At 68.4% G+C, this 12540-nt stretch carries 13 protein-coding genes; 9 read left to right on the forward strand and 4 right to left on the reverse strand.

Annotated features, from left to right (window positions below; all coding sequences use genetic code 11):
• Nucleotide 1 precedes the first annotated feature (1 nt).
• The 9 genes from J2W23_RS05155 (at nucleotide 2) to mnhG (ending at nucleotide 8598) form a co-directional block, all read left to right on the forward strand.
• Nucleotides 2–535: a TRAP transporter small permease gene (locus tag J2W23_RS05155; RefSeq protein WP_257858687.1), complete on the forward strand. Its 534-nt coding sequence runs from the start codon at nucleotides 2–4 to the stop codon at nucleotides 533–535.
• Nucleotides 536–574: 39 nt separating this feature from the next.
• Nucleotides 575–1888, forward strand: a complete 1314-nt coding sequence (locus J2W23_RS05160; RefSeq protein WP_042582394.1) for a TRAP transporter large permease — start codon at nucleotides 575–577, stop codon at nucleotides 1886–1888.
• A gap of 26 nt (nucleotides 1889–1914) precedes the next feature.
• A complete protein-coding gene (crcB, locus tag J2W23_RS05165; protein WP_176658762.1) occupies nucleotides 1915–2292 on the forward strand; it encodes a fluoride efflux transporter CrcB in 378 nt (125 codons plus the stop codon).
• Between the two features lie 78 nt (nucleotides 2293–2370).
• On the forward strand, nucleotides 2371–5313 hold the full coding sequence (locus J2W23_RS05170) for a monovalent cation/H+ antiporter subunit A (RefSeq protein WP_307647895.1): 2943 nt from the start codon (nucleotides 2371–2373) through the stop codon (nucleotides 5311–5313).
• The gene (locus J2W23_RS05175) at nucleotides 5313–5675 is read left to right on the forward strand and encodes a Na+/H+ antiporter subunit C (RefSeq protein WP_057589595.1); all 363 of its coding nucleotides are present in this window, start codon (nucleotides 5313–5315) and stop codon (nucleotides 5673–5675) included. Before J2W23_RS05170 ends, J2W23_RS05175 begins: the two co-directional genes overlap by 1 nt.
• Nucleotides 5672–7381: a monovalent cation/H+ antiporter subunit D gene (locus tag J2W23_RS05180; RefSeq protein ID WP_307647896.1), complete on the forward strand. Its 1710-nt coding sequence runs from the start codon at nucleotides 5672–5674 to the stop codon at nucleotides 7379–7381. Before J2W23_RS05175 ends, J2W23_RS05180 begins: the two co-directional genes overlap by 4 nt.
• A complete protein-coding gene (locus J2W23_RS05185) occupies nucleotides 7378–7869 on the forward strand; it encodes a Na+/H+ antiporter subunit E (RefSeq protein WP_176658765.1) in 492 nt (163 codons plus the stop codon). The genes J2W23_RS05180 and J2W23_RS05185 overlap by 4 nt, the downstream gene beginning before the upstream one ends.
• Nucleotides 7866–8144 (forward strand): K+/H+ antiporter subunit F, encoded by a 279-nt coding sequence (locus J2W23_RS05190; protein ID WP_176658766.1) that lies wholly within the window; start codon nucleotides 7866–7868, stop codon nucleotides 8142–8144. Before J2W23_RS05185 ends, J2W23_RS05190 begins: the two co-directional genes overlap by 4 nt.
• A 61-nt stretch (nucleotides 8145–8205) precedes the next feature.
• Entirely contained in the window at nucleotides 8206–8598 is a 393-nt protein-coding gene (gene mnhG, locus J2W23_RS05195) for a monovalent cation/H(+) antiporter subunit G (RefSeq protein WP_176658767.1), read from the forward strand.
• A gap of 39 nt (nucleotides 8599–8637) precedes the next feature.
• Here mnhG and J2W23_RS05200 read toward each other — a convergent pair whose 3' ends face one another.
• The 4 genes from J2W23_RS05200 to J2W23_RS05215 are packed head-to-tail and all read right to left on the reverse strand — an operon-like array spanning nucleotide 8638 to nucleotide 12498.
• Nucleotides 8638–9651 (reverse strand): XdhC family protein, encoded by a 1014-nt coding sequence (locus J2W23_RS05200; RefSeq protein WP_307647897.1) that lies wholly within the window; start codon nucleotides 9649–9651, stop codon nucleotides 8638–8640.
• A 14-nt stretch (nucleotides 9652–9665) separates the two neighbouring features.
• Nucleotides 9666–10325: a CoxG family protein gene (locus J2W23_RS05205; protein WP_176658769.1), complete on the reverse strand. Its 660-nt coding sequence runs from the start codon at nucleotides 10323–10325 to the stop codon at nucleotides 9666–9668.
• 28 nt (nucleotides 10326–10353) lie between these two features.
• The gene (locus J2W23_RS05210; protein ID WP_307647898.1) at nucleotides 10354–11568 is read right to left on the reverse strand and encodes a vWA domain-containing protein; all 1215 of its coding nucleotides are present in this window, start codon (nucleotides 11566–11568) and stop codon (nucleotides 10354–10356) included.
• Nucleotides 11569–11595: 27 nt separating this feature from the next.
• Nucleotides 11596–12498, reverse strand: a complete 903-nt coding sequence (locus J2W23_RS05215; RefSeq protein WP_176658771.1) for an AAA family ATPase — start codon at nucleotides 12496–12498, stop codon at nucleotides 11596–11598.
• Nucleotides 12499–12540: the final 42 nt, after the last annotated feature.

Consider the following 12540-nt stretch of genomic DNA (forward strand, 5'->3'; position numbering starts at 1 on the left):
CATGCGCCGCTTCCTCGACCGCCTGTACGACGGTGCAGGCGCGCTGGGCGCGTTCTGCGTGTTCCTCATCTTCGTGCTGATGATCCTGGCCGGCGTGGGCCGCCAGATGAACTGGCATGTGAGCGGCCTGAACGACATCGTCTCCTGGCTCTGCGCCGCTGCCGCGTTCTTCGCGATGGCGCATGCCTTCCGTCACGGTGACTTCGTGCGCGTGACGCTGCTGCTGGAAGCGGTGTCGCCCAAGGCACGGCGCGCGCTCGACGTGACCTGCCTCCTGATCGCGGCAGTGTCGGTGGCCTACCTGACCTACTGGGCCACCAGCTTCACCTACGAGAGCTATGAGTTCGCCGAGATGGCGACGGGCCTGGTGGTCATTCCGATCTGGATTCCGCAATCGACCTTCGTCATCGGTTGCTGGCTCCTTCTGATCGCCATGCTCGACGAGCTGGTGGGCGTGGTGCGCGGCGAGAAGCCGAGCTACCAGCGCGCCATCGAAGAGCGCCACGCCGCGGGCGACTTCTCCTCGGACGTCTGAACGTCAGAACGACGACCACAACAACACCAAGACACTCCGATGTTCGAAAACCTCTGGATGGGCGCGCTGCTGCTCGGGATCATGCTGCTGCTCCTGGCGGGCGGCGTCTGGATCGCGATGACCCTGGCCATCGTCGGCTGGGTCGGCCAGGCCTTCTTCACCAACACGCTGCCCGGCAAGAACCTGTTCTCGGCCTTCTGGGAAAGCAACGCGAGCTGGGAACTCGCGGCGCTGCCTCTGTTCATCTGGATGGGCGAGATCCTTTTTAGAACCAAGCTCAGCGAAGAGATGTTCGAGGGCCTGCGCCCCTGGCTCAACCGCGTGCCCGGCCGGCTGATGCACACCACCATCCTCGGGTGCGGCGTGTTCGGCTCGGTCTCGGGCTCTTCGGCGGCCACCTGCGCGACCATCGCCAAGGTGGCGCTGCCCGAACTCAAGCGCCGCGGCTACAACGAGAAGCTGGCCATCGGCTCGTTGGCCACCGCGGGCACGCTGGGCATCCTCATTCCACCCTCGATCACGATGGTGGTGTACGCCGTGGCGGCCGACGCCTCGATCATCCGCATCTTCCTGGCCGGCTTCCTGCCGGGCTTCCTGCTGATGCTGCTGTTCTCGGGCTACATCGGCTGGTGGAGCCTGCGCAACCCCGACCAGGTGCCGCCGGCCGATCCGCCGACCACCTTCATGCAGAAGATCAGGCTCTCGGGCAACCTCATTCCCTGCGCGCTGCTGATCGTGTTCATCGTGTGGGTGCTGGTCGCGGGCTGGGCCACCGCCACCGAGTGCGCAGCCTTCGGCGTGCTGGGTTCGCTGGCCATCGCCGCCTACGGGCGCAGCCTGACCTGGAAGAACTTCAAGGACGGCATCATGGGCGCCACGCGCACCAGCTGCATGATCATGTTCATCCTGGCGGGCGCGGCCTTCCTCACCAAGACCATGGCCTTCACCGGCATCCCGCGTGAGCTGGCCGAGTGGGTCGACAGCATGCACCTGTCGCCCTATGCGCTGATCGGCGCACTGGTGGTGGTGTACTTGGTGCTGGGCACGGCACTGGACGGCATCTCGATGATCGTGCTCACCAGCGCCGTGGTGCTGCCGATGATCCAGAAGGCGGGCTTCGACCTCATCTGGTTCGGCATCTTCATCGTGCTCCTGGTCGAGATCGCCGAGGTCACACCGCCGGTGGGCTTCAACCTCTTCGTGCTGCAGAACATGACAGGGAAGGACAGCAACGTGATCGCCAAGGCGGCGATTCCGTTCTTCTTCTGCCTGGTGCTGTGCATCGTGCTGATCACGCTGTTCCCGAGCATCGTGACGATCCTGCCCGATGTCGTGATGGGCAAGGAGAAATAGCCGGCCTGCTGCGGATAATCGCCGCCATGCTGCTGAACGCCTTCGTCATCTGCCTCGCCGCCTGCATAGGCGCCCTCCTGCGCTGGGGCTTCGCGCTCTGGCTCAACCCGGGCAGCGTGATCCCCTGGGGCACCCTCGCGGTCAACCTCATCGGCGGTTACCTGATCGGCGTGGCCATCGGCTTCTTCAACGGCCTGCCCGACATCGACCCCGCGTGGCGGCTCATGGTCATCACCGGCTTCCTTGGCACGCTCACCACCTTCTCCAGTTTCTCGGCCGAAGTCGTCGGCATGCTCACAGGGGGCCGGTTCGGCCTCGCGCTGGGCACGATCGCGCTGCACCTGGGCGGGTCGCTCTGCATGACCTGGCTCGGCCTGCGCACCGTGCAGGCGTTCTCCGGCTGAAACACCGCGAAAAACCGCCCTATGTCCTGCGGTTATAGATAGGGGTCGCCAAAGGGTCGGTCGATAGAATCGCCCCCAATGCCCCTGGTCTTTCTCGTCGCACTCCCCTTCATCGCCAGCGTGCTGGCCGCGTTGATGCCGTCCAACGCGCGAAACAGGGAGTCGACCCTCGCGGGCCTCGTCGCACTGGGCTGCGCCATCCAGGTTGCATGGTTCTTTCCGCAGATCGCCCACGGCAATGTGCTGCGGCAAGAAATCGAATGGCTCCCCGCACTCGGCCTGAACCTCGTGTTCCGCATGGACGGCTTCGCGTGGCTCTTCTGCATGCTGGTGCTGGGAATCGGGGCGCTGGTGGTGCTCTATGCGCGCTACTACATGTCGGCCTCCGACCCGGTGCCGCGCTTCTTCTCGTTCTTCCTCGCGTTCATGGGCGCAATGATGGGCGTTGTGCTCTCTGGCAACCTGATCCAGATGGTGCTGTTCTGGGAGCTCACCAGCCTGTTCTCCTTCCTGCTGATCGGCTACTGGCACCACCGGCGCGATGCGCGGCGCGGCGCGCGCATGGCGCTCACGGTCACCGGCGCGGGCGGCCTGTGCCTGCTGGCCGGCGTGCTGGTGCTGGGCCGCATCACCGGCAGCTACGAGCTCGACGTGGTGCTGGCCTCGGGCGACCTGATCCGCGCGCACGCGCTCTACCCGGTGGCGCTGGTGCTGGTGCTGCTCGGCGCCTTCACCAAGAGCGCGCAGTTCCCGTTCCACTTCTGGCTGCCGCGCGCCATGGCCGCGCCCACGCCCGTCTCGGCCTACCTGCACTCGGCCACGATGGTGAAGCTGGGCGTGTTCCTCATGGCGCGGCTGTGGCCCGTGCTCTCGGGCACCGAGCAGTGGTTCTGGCTGGTGGGCGGCGCGGGCGCGATCACGCTGCTGCTCGGCGGCTTCATCGCGATGTTCCAGCGCGACCTGAAGGCGCTCCTGGCCTACTCGACCATCTCCCACCTCGGCCTCATCACGCTGCTGCTGGGCCTGAACAGCCCGCTCGCGGCGGTGGCGGCGGTGTTCCACGTCATGAACCACGCGACCTTCAAGGCCTCGCTGTTCATGGCGGCCGGCATCATCGACCACGAGACCGGCACGCGCGACATCCGCAAGCTGAGCGGCCTGATGCGGCTCATGCCCATCACCGGCACGCTGGCCATCATCGCCAGCGCCTCGATGGCCGGCGTACCGCTGCTCAACGGCTTTCTCTCGAAGGAAATGTTCTTCGCCGAGACGGTGTTCATCCAGTCCACGCCCTGGGTCGATTTCAGCCTGCCGGTCATCGCGACCATCGCGGGCATCTTCAGCGTGGCGTATTCGGCGCGCTTCGTGTTCGACGTGTTCTTCGGCCCGCCCTGTGGCGACGAGGTGCCCAAGCACCCGCACGAGCCGCCGCACTGGATGCGCGTGCCGGTCGAATTGCTGGTGCTGGTGTGCCTGGTGGTGGGCGTGGTGCCGGCCTGGTCGGTCGGTCCGCTGCTCGCCGCGGCCGCCACGCCGGTGGTCGGCGGCACGCTGCCCGAATACAGCCTGGCCGTGTGGCACGGCTTCAACCTGCCGCTCGTGATGAGCTTCGTGGCGCTCGCGGGCGGCGCGGCGCTCTACCTGCTGCAGCGCCGCCGCCGCGCGGGTGGCGGCCTGGAGCACACGCCGCTCCTGCACCGCTTCGACGGCCAGGTCATCTTCGAGCACCTGCTTGCGCTCCTGAGCGAAGCCGGCCGACGCAGCCGCCGCCTCTTCGGCACGCGCCGCATGCAGACCCAGCTCCTGCTGCTGGTGGTTGTGGCGGTGGCCGGCGCCTTCGCCGCGCTGATGCAGACGCCCGCGGGCACCGGCGCGCGCGAGCTGCTGCCGTTCTCGCCGATGTTCGCCATGACCTGGCTGATCGGCGGCGTCTGCGCCATCGCCGCGGCGTGGCAGGCCAAGTTCCACCGCCTCGCCGCGTTGATGCTGGCCGCGGGCGCGGGCCTGGTCTCGTGCGTGACCTACATCTGGTTCTCGGCACCTGACCTCGCGCTCACGCAACTGGTGGTCGAGGCGGTGACCACGGTGCTGATCCTCCTGGGCCTGCGCTGGCTGCCGATGCGCAGCAAGGATGCGGTGCAGACCGCGCGCGCCCGCCTTCGCCCCTGGGGCCGGCGCGGACGCGACCTGCTGGTGGCCATCGCGGCCGGCGGCGGCATGGCGGCCCTGGCCTGGGCCATGATGACGCGCACCTTCCCCGAGAGCATCTCGCCCTTCTTCCTGGAGCGCGCACTCACCGAGGGCGGCGGCACCAACGTGGTCAACGTGATGCTGGTCGACTTCCGCGGCTTCGACACCTTCGGCGAGATCACCGTGCTGGGCGTGGTCGCGCTCACCGTGTATGCGCTGCTGCGGCGCTTCCGCCCGGCCATCGAGTCGATGGCGCTGCCGCCGCAGCAGCGCGCGCAGTCCGACGACGGCAGCAGCGATTTGCTGAACCCGCGCCGCGCCAAGGACACCGCCGTGGGTTACCTCATGGTGCCGGCCGTGCTGGTGCGCTTGCTGCTGCCGCTGTCGGTGCTGGTGTCGGTCTACTTCTTCATGCGCGGCCACAACGCGCCGGGCGGCGGCTTCGTCGCGGGACTGGTGATGTCGGTGGCGCTGGTGCTGCAGTTCATCGTCTCGGGCACCGAATGGGTCGAGGAGCACCTGCGCATCTACCCGCGCCGCTGGATCGCCATCGGCCTCCTGTTCGCGCTCGCCACCGGCAGCGGCGCGGTGTTCTTCGGCTATCCCTTCCTGACCACGCACACCGCGCACCTGCACCTGCCGGTGCTCGGCGACATCCACGTGCCCAGCGCCCTCTTCTTCGACATCGGCGTGTTCGCGCTGGTGCTCGGCGCCACCATGCTGATCCTCACCGCGCTGGCCCACCAGTCCATCCGCAGCCACCGCTGGGCCGACGAACAGGCCGAGAAAGAAGCGCAGGCCGAATCCGAAGCCGTGGAGGGAGCGCACTGATGGAAATCGTGCTTGCCCTCGCCATCGGCGTGCTCACCGGCTCGGGCGTCTACCTGCTGCTGCGTCCGCGCACCTTCCAGGTGATCATGGGCCTCACGCTCATCTCGTACGCGGTCAACCTCTTCATCTTCAGCATGGGCCGGCTCAAGGTCGACAGCGAGCCGGTGCTGATCCCCGGCTTCGCGGCCACGCTCGCCAACACCGCCGACCCGATGCCGCAGGCGCTGGTGCTCACCGCCATCGTCATCGGCTTCGCGATGACCGCCCTGTTCCTCGTGGTGCTGCTGGCCTCCCGCGGGCTGACGGGCACCGACCATGTGGACGGCGAAGAACGCCAGGAACAGGAAGAGGCGCGCGAATGAGCGAACTCTTCCGCCTGCTCGACCAGTTCCTCGAATTCAGCATGCCGCACCTGGTGGCGGTGCCGATCCTCGTGCCGATGCTCACCGCCGCGCTGATGCTGCTGCTGGGCGAGAACCGGCGCCGCGCCAAGTCGTTCCTGAGCGTGGTCTCGGGCCTGGTGGGCCTTCTGGCCGCGCTCGCGCTGCTGCGCTGGGTGAACGCAGCCGACACCGGCGGCGGGCCGGGCTCCATCGGCGTCTACCTGCCCGGCAACTGGCGCGCGCCCTTCGGCATCGTGCTGGTGGCCGACCGGCTCTCCACCATGATGGTGGCGCTCACCGGCGTGGTCGCCTTCGCCGCGTCCATCTACTCCACCTCGCGCTGGGACCGTGCGGGCGTGCACTTCCATCCGCTGCTGCAGCTGCAGCTCATGGGGCTGAACGGCGCCTTTCTCACAGGTGACCTGTTCAACCTGTTCGTGTTCTTCGAGGTGATGCTGGCCGCCTCCTACGGACTGCTGCTGCACGGCTCGGGGCGGCTGCGGGTGCAGGCCGGCCTGCACTACATCGCGATCAACCTGGCGGCCTCGTCGCTGTTCCTCATCGGCGCGTCGATGCTCTACGGCGCCACCGGCACGCTGAACATGGCCGACCTGGGGCTGCGCATCGCCCAACTGGCGCCGGCCGACCGCGGCCTGGTGCATGCGGCCGCCGCCATCCTCTTCACCGCCTTCTTCGCCAAGGCCGGCGCGTGGCCGCTGAACTTCTGGCTGGTGCCGGCCTACAGCGCGGCGGTGTCGCCGGTGGGGGCTGTGTTCGCGCTGCTCACCAAGCTGGGCGTCTACACCGTGCTGCGCCTGTGGACCGTGCTCTTCGCGCCCGACACCGGCGACTCCGCGGCGTTCGGCCAGGTGGTGCTGATCGGCGCGGGCATCGCCACGCTGTTCGTCGCCGCCATCGGCATCGTCGGCACGCAGCGCCTGTCGAACCTCGCGGGCTTCAGCGTGCTGATCTCGGCCGGCACGCTGCTCGCGGCGGTGGGGCTGGGCCAACCGGCGGTCTGGGCCGGCGCGCTGTTCTACCTCTTGAGTTCGACGCTCGCGGTAAGCGCCTTCTTCCTCCTCACCGACATGATCGAGCGCTGGCGCAACGCCGGCATGAGCGTGGCACCGCACGAGGCCGCGGGCAACGCGCCTTTCCTGGCGGAAGACCTGCGTGCGCTCGACGACGTGAATCTGGACGACAACGCGCAGGCACTCTACGGTCGCGCCATTCCGGCCGGCGTCGCCTTCCTCGGCCTGAGCTTCATGATCTGCACGCTGCTGCTCACCGGGCTGCCGCCGCTGTCGGGCTTCGTCGGCAAGTTCGCGATGCTCTCGGGGCTCATGGGCGGCAGCGCGGCGATCACCGTCGCGGGCTGGACCTTCCTCGTGCTGCTGATCGCCTCGGGCTTCCTCGCGCTGATCGCGCTGACGCGCACCGGCATCCGCCACTTCTGGACCCAGCCGCACGGGAACCTGCCCTCGCTGCCCGCCGTCGAGGTGCTGCCCGTGGCCGCCCTGATCGCCGCGTGCATCGCGCTCACCGTCTGGGCGGAGCCGGTCATGCGCCATGCGATGGCCACCGCCGAGGGCTTGCGAACGGCCGGCGCCTACCGCGAAGCGGTGATGAGCGCGCGGCAGGTGCCGAATCCGCCGAAGGCCGATGCGAAAGGCACCTCGCCATGAAACGCCTGATTCCTTCGCCGCCGCTGTCGTTCGCGCTCTTCATCGTCTGGCTGCTGCTCAACCAGTCGGTCGAAGCCAGCACGCTGGCGTCCGGCGTGCTGCTGGCCATCGCCGTACCGTTGCTGACCAAGAGCCTCAGGCCGGCCACGGTGCGCATGCGTCGCCCGGGCGTGGCGCTGCGGCTCTGGCTGGTCGTGCTGTACGACATGTCGCATTCAGTGTTCGCAGTGACGCGGGCGCTGCTCAGCCGGCGCAGCGAGAACATCCGGTCGAAGTTCGTCTCCGTACCGCTGGACATGCGCGACCCCAACGGCCTCGCGGTGCTCGCCATGATCATGTGCCTCACCCCCGGCACCGCCTGGGGCGAGGTCGCTTTCGACCGCAGCGTGCTGCTGATCCATGTGTTCGACCTGGAGGACGAAGCCGCCTTCATCGCGCAGATCAAGACCCGCTACGAACGTCCGCTGATGGAGATCTTCGAATCATGACGCCCATCCTCTTCTGGTCGCTCAAGTTCGCGCTGTTCCTGCTGGCGGTGGCGATGCTCTGCGCCGTCGCCCGCCTCCTGATCGGCCCCTCCGCGCAAGACCGCGTGATGGCGCTGGACTGCCTCTACATCAACGGCATGCTGATGATGCTGGTGCTGGGCATCGTCTACGCGAGCGATGTGTACTTCGGCGCCGCCATGCTGATCGCGCTGTTTGGCTTCGTCAGCTCGACGGTGATGGCCAAGTTCCTGCTGCGCGGGGAGGTGATCGAATGAGCGCCGCGCCGGGCCGCCCCAAGCAAGCTCGCCCCGCAGTGCGAAGCACGGAGGTACGCCAGTGACCGATTCTGTTCTGGGCCCCCTGCCCCTGTGGGCCGAAATCGTCACCGCCGTGTTCGTGGTGTTGGGCGCCGCCTTCGCGGCCATCGGCTCCTTCGGCCTGGTGCGGCTGCCGACCTTCTTTCGCCGCATCCATGCACCCACGCTGGGCGCCACCGGCGGCGTGTGGTCGATGACGGTTGCCACCATCGTCTACTTCTCGGTGCAGAGCCACGGCATCTTCCTGCACGCGGCGCTGATCGTGTTGTTCGTGGCGCTCACCACGCCGGTCACCACCATCTTCCTGATGCGGGCGGCGCTGTTTCGCGAGCGGCAAAGGAGCGGCGACGTGCCCGCTGCGGCGCAGTCGGACCAGGCGCCGATCCCCAAGCGGATGGCCGAGGAAGAGTAGAAAAAGCAAGGGTCGGCGGGCCCGCGGCCAGCGCCATCCTCAGGCGGCCAGGCGTTCCTTGGCGCGCGCCACTTCCATCTCGCGCGGCAACGGCACCGTGTTCTTCACCGCAAGGATCTCTGCCATCACGCTCACCGCGATCTCCGGCGGCGTCTTGCTGCCGATGTAGATGCCGATCGGGCCGCGCAGGCGCGCGAGCGATTCGTCGGTCTGGTCGAAGTGCTCGATCATGCGGTCGCGCCGCGCCTCGGCGTTGCGGCGCGAGCCGATGGCGCCCACGTAGAACGCCTCGCTCTGCAAGGCTTCGAGCAGCGCAAGGTCGTCGAGCTTCGGATCGTGCGTGAGCGCGACCACGCAGCTGCGGCGGTCGGGCCGAAAGGCCAGCACCGCGTCGTCGGGCATCTCGGTGGTGATCGTCACGCCCGGCAGCGACCACGCGGTGCGGTATTCGGCGCGCGGGTCGCACAACGTCACCGCGAAGCCGCTGAACTTGGCCATCGTCGCGAGGTATTCGGCGAGCTGGCCGGCGCCGATGAGCAGCATGCGGTACTCGGGGCCGAAGGTATTCGTGAGCTCTGTGTCGTCCACCTTGAGCTCGTCCGGTGCGGTCGCTTCGGTGAGCTTCACCGCGCCGGTCGCGAGCGTCACGGTGCGCTGCATGAGCCGGCCTTTTTCGAGTTCGGCCACGAGCGTGTCGAGCGCGGCGGCATCGGGGTCGTATTCGAGCAGCAGTTCGAGCGTGCCGCCGCACGGCAGGCCGAAACGATGCGCCTCGTCGGCGGTGATGCCGTATTTCACGAGCGCGGGCGGCGTGCCCAGCGGCACGTCTTCGCCGTTGCCGTGCGCGTGGCTGTAGCGCGCGATCAGGTCGTCCTCGATGCAGCCGCCCGAGACCGAACCGACCACCGCGCCGTCGTCCGCCAACGCCATGATCGAGCCGACCGGCCGGGGCGACGAGCCCCAGGTGCGCACCACCGTGGTCAGGAGCGCGCGCTTGCCCGCCTGCCGCCAGTCGCGCAGCGTGCGAAGCACCATGACGTCGAGGTTTTCCATGGCCGCGTTCGTCTTCAGTTCGTCGTATCGCCTGGCGCGGCGGGAGCGTCCTTGTCGTCCTTCTTGCCGAGGCCGATCTTCTTCATGAGGCCGGACATCACGCCGGCCTTCTCGGCGGGCGCGTCGGACGTTTCCACGGCGGCGGCGGGCGGCGGGCCGTAGCGACTTTGCATTTCGGCTTCGAAGCGCTTGAAGAAATCGTCGGCGGTCGACTTGGCGGCCCCGTCGATCAGGCGCTGGCCCAACTGGGCGATCTTTCCGCCGACCTGCGCCTGCACGGTGTAATCGAGTTCGCAGCCGGCCGGAGCCGGGCCCGCCGCGGGGGTTGCGCCGTCGGCAGGCGCGGCATCCGCAACAGCCGCTTCGTCTGCGCCGGCCACCGGCTTGAGCGTCACGCTCGAAGAGCCCTTCGCAAACCCCGCCACACCGCCCTGCCCTTCGAAGGTGAGCTTGTAGCCATCGGGCGCCACGATGTCCGACAGCACCACCTTGCCGCTGAACTTGGCCGACACCGGCCCGATCTTGAGGGCGAGTCCCACGCTGTACTGGTTGTCGCCGGTGAGCTCGAACTTGTCGCAGCCGGGAATGCACTTCTTGAGCGTTTCGGGGTCGTTGAGCGCTTCCCAGGCCTGTTGTTGGGTGATGCCGAGGCGGCGGTTTCCGAGCATTTCCATGGTGGTTCTTCCTTGTTGTCTTCTGGCCCTAGCGGCCGGACCGCATCAGCGCGGCGAGGCTGGCGGCCAATTGTTCGAGGGCATTGAGATTGTGGACCGCGAGCATCGCGTCGGCATGGCGGTGCAACACGGTGGCCCCACGCGCCAGAGGGGCGTAGCCCTCGAAGCGCAGCAGCGGGTTGAGCCACAGCAGCCGGCGCGAATGGCGCTTGAGCCACAGCAACTCGTTCTCCAGAACGGCGGGCTCGCCGGTGTCCAGGCCGTCGCTGATCACCAGCACCAGCGTGCGGCGGCCCGTGAGGCGACGCGCATGGAAACGCCGGAGCTCGGCCAGCGAACTGCCCAGCCGCGTACCGCCCGCGAAATCGTCGATGGCGAGGCTGGCCGCACCGAGCATGGCGTCGGTATCGGCGAGCCGGAAGGCCGGGGTCAGGTCGGTCAACCGGGTGCCGAAGGCGAACACGTCGCGCCGGCCGGCCCGCCCGGTGGATGCATGCAGGAACGCGAGCAGCAGGCGCGCATAGCGCTCCATCGAGCCCGACACATCGACCAGCACCAGGAGCGGCAGCGGTTGCTCCCGCCGGGCCAGCCGCGGCAGCCGCAGGATCTCGCCGCCGGTGCGCGCCGCCTCGTGCAACACGCCGGGCCAGTGCATGCGCGCATGCTGCTGGCCCGCATCGCCGGCCACACGGAGGCGCCGCGAGGGCAGCGAAGGAATCGGCAGCGTCACGTCGCGCGCGAGCCGTTCGACCAGACGGTATTCGGACGCGCCGAGCGCGTTGAAGTCCGCATGCTGCAGACGCTGGCGGTCGCTCGATGTCATGGCGGCATCGAACTCGACCTCCTTGTCGGGCTTGGCGGCCACCACCGGCTTCGCGGGGTCACGCGGCGCGGTCAGCGCCTCGCGCACGCGCGGCCGGCGCCTGGAGGGCTCGGCCTTGCCTTCGGCGCTCGGCAGCATCTGGGCGAGCAGCTTGTTGGCCAGCTCGGGGTCGCGAAACCAGGCGTCGAAGAGTTCGCGGAACACCATGCGGTCCTGCTCGCGGCTGACCATCACGGCTTCCATCGCGGCGCTCAGGTCGAGCTTGTCTTCCACGCCGACCAGGGTGACCGCTTCGGCGGCGAGTGCGATGCGCATGGCATCGGTGCGCACGCCGGCACGGCGCAGCGCGCGGCCGAAGGCGGTGATGTTGCCGGCGAGCTTGCCGCTGCGGACGTCGCCGAGTTGCTGGATGCCGGTCATGCGAGCGGCCTCGGGCGGCGACCGCGCTCAGGGCGCGACCGACTCCTCGGGTTTGAGCAGATCGGACGCCAGCTCGCGCGTGAGCGCCGCCACATCGTCGCGCTGCTTGAACAGGATGCCGGCGGTGTCGACCACCACTTCGGGGTCGAGCTCGACGGTATCGAGCGCGATCAGCGCCCTCGCCCACTCGACGCTCTCCGCGATGCCGGGTGCACGCTGGAAGGCGTTGACGAATGGCGCATCGCGCAGCCGTGCCACGAAGGCCGCGACCTGCGCCGAGAGCTTTTCGCCGGCCTCTGGCACCTGGGCCCGCACGATCGCCAGCTCGCGCTCGCGCTCGGGGTAGTCGAGCCAGTGATAAAGGCAGCGGCGCTTGACCGCATCGTTGAGCTCGCGCGTGCGGTTGCTCGTGAGAATGGTGACCGGCGGTACAACCGCGCGCACCGTGCCCAGTTCGGGAATGCTCACCTGGTACTCGCCGAGGTACTCGAGCAGGAAGGCTTCGAAGGGCTCATCGGCGCGATCGACTTCATCGATCAGCAGCACGGCACCAGGCGCCGGCGTCTGCAGCGCTTGCAGCAGCGGGCGGCGGATCAGGTAGTGCGGCTGGTAGACCTCGGCCTCCACGTCGCGTGCGGCGCCCGTGGCTTCGGCCGCGCGCATGTGCAGGAGTTGCGCCGCGTAGTTCCATTCGTAGAGCGCCTCGCGCTGCTCCAGCCCGTCGTAACACTGCAGGCGCAGCAGCTCGCGGTTGAGCGCCTTCGACAGCGCCTTGGCCAGCTCGGTCTTGCCCACACCCGGCTCGCCTTCGAGCAGCAGCGGCCGCTGCAGCTTGAGCGCGAGGAACACGGCGGTCGCCAGCCGGCGGTCGGCGAAATAGCCGGCCTGCATCAAGCCTTCGGAGAGGGAATCGATGGTCGGAAAGATCATGGCGAAGGGTAGCGGAAGACGCGGGCACGCCGCGCCTTCCGG

The sequence above is a fragment of the Variovorax boronicumulans genome, from assembly GCF_030812215.1.
In the GTDB taxonomy this organism is placed as follows: domain Bacteria; phylum Pseudomonadota; class Gammaproteobacteria; order Burkholderiales; family Burkholderiaceae_C; genus Variovorax; species Variovorax boronicumulans_C.

Coding starts and splice junctions, on each gene's coding strand:
- J2W23_RS05185 (WP_176658765.1), top strand. CDS start 7,378: ATGAAACGCCTGATTCCTTCGCCGCCGCTGTCGTTCGCGCTCTTCATC.
- J2W23_RS05205 (WP_176658769.1), bottom strand. CDS start 10,325: ATGGAAATGCTCGGAAACCGCCGCCTCGGCATCACCCAACAACAGGCC.
- J2W23_RS05200 (WP_307647897.1), bottom strand. CDS start 9,651: ATGGAAAACCTCGACGTCATGGTGCTTCGCACGCTGCGCGACTGGCGG.
- J2W23_RS05215 (WP_176658771.1), bottom strand. CDS start 12,498: ATGATCTTTCCGACCATCGATTCCCTCTCCGAAGGCTTGATGCAGGCC.
- J2W23_RS05170 (WP_307647895.1), top strand. CDS start 2,371: ATGCCCCTGGTCTTTCTCGTCGCACTCCCCTTCATCGCCAGCGTGCTG.
- J2W23_RS05175 (WP_057589595.1), top strand. CDS start 5,313: ATGGAAATCGTGCTTGCCCTCGCCATCGGCGTGCTCACCGGCTCGGGC.
- crcB (WP_176658762.1), top strand. CDS start 1,915: ATGCTGCTGAACGCCTTCGTCATCTGCCTCGCCGCCTGCATAGGCGCC.
- J2W23_RS05160 (WP_042582394.1), top strand. CDS start 575: ATGTTCGAAAACCTCTGGATGGGCGCGCTGCTGCTCGGGATCATGCTG.
- J2W23_RS05155 (WP_257858687.1), top strand. CDS start 2: ATGCGCCGCTTCCTCGACCGCCTGTACGACGGTGCAGGCGCGCTGGGC.
- J2W23_RS05210 (WP_307647898.1), bottom strand. CDS start 11,568: ATGACCGGCATCCAGCAACTCGGCGACGTCCGCAGCGGCAAGCTCGCC.
- J2W23_RS05180 (WP_307647896.1), top strand. CDS start 5,672: ATGAGCGAACTCTTCCGCCTGCTCGACCAGTTCCTCGAATTCAGCATG.
- J2W23_RS05190 (WP_176658766.1), top strand. CDS start 7,866: ATGACGCCCATCCTCTTCTGGTCGCTCAAGTTCGCGCTGTTCCTGCTG.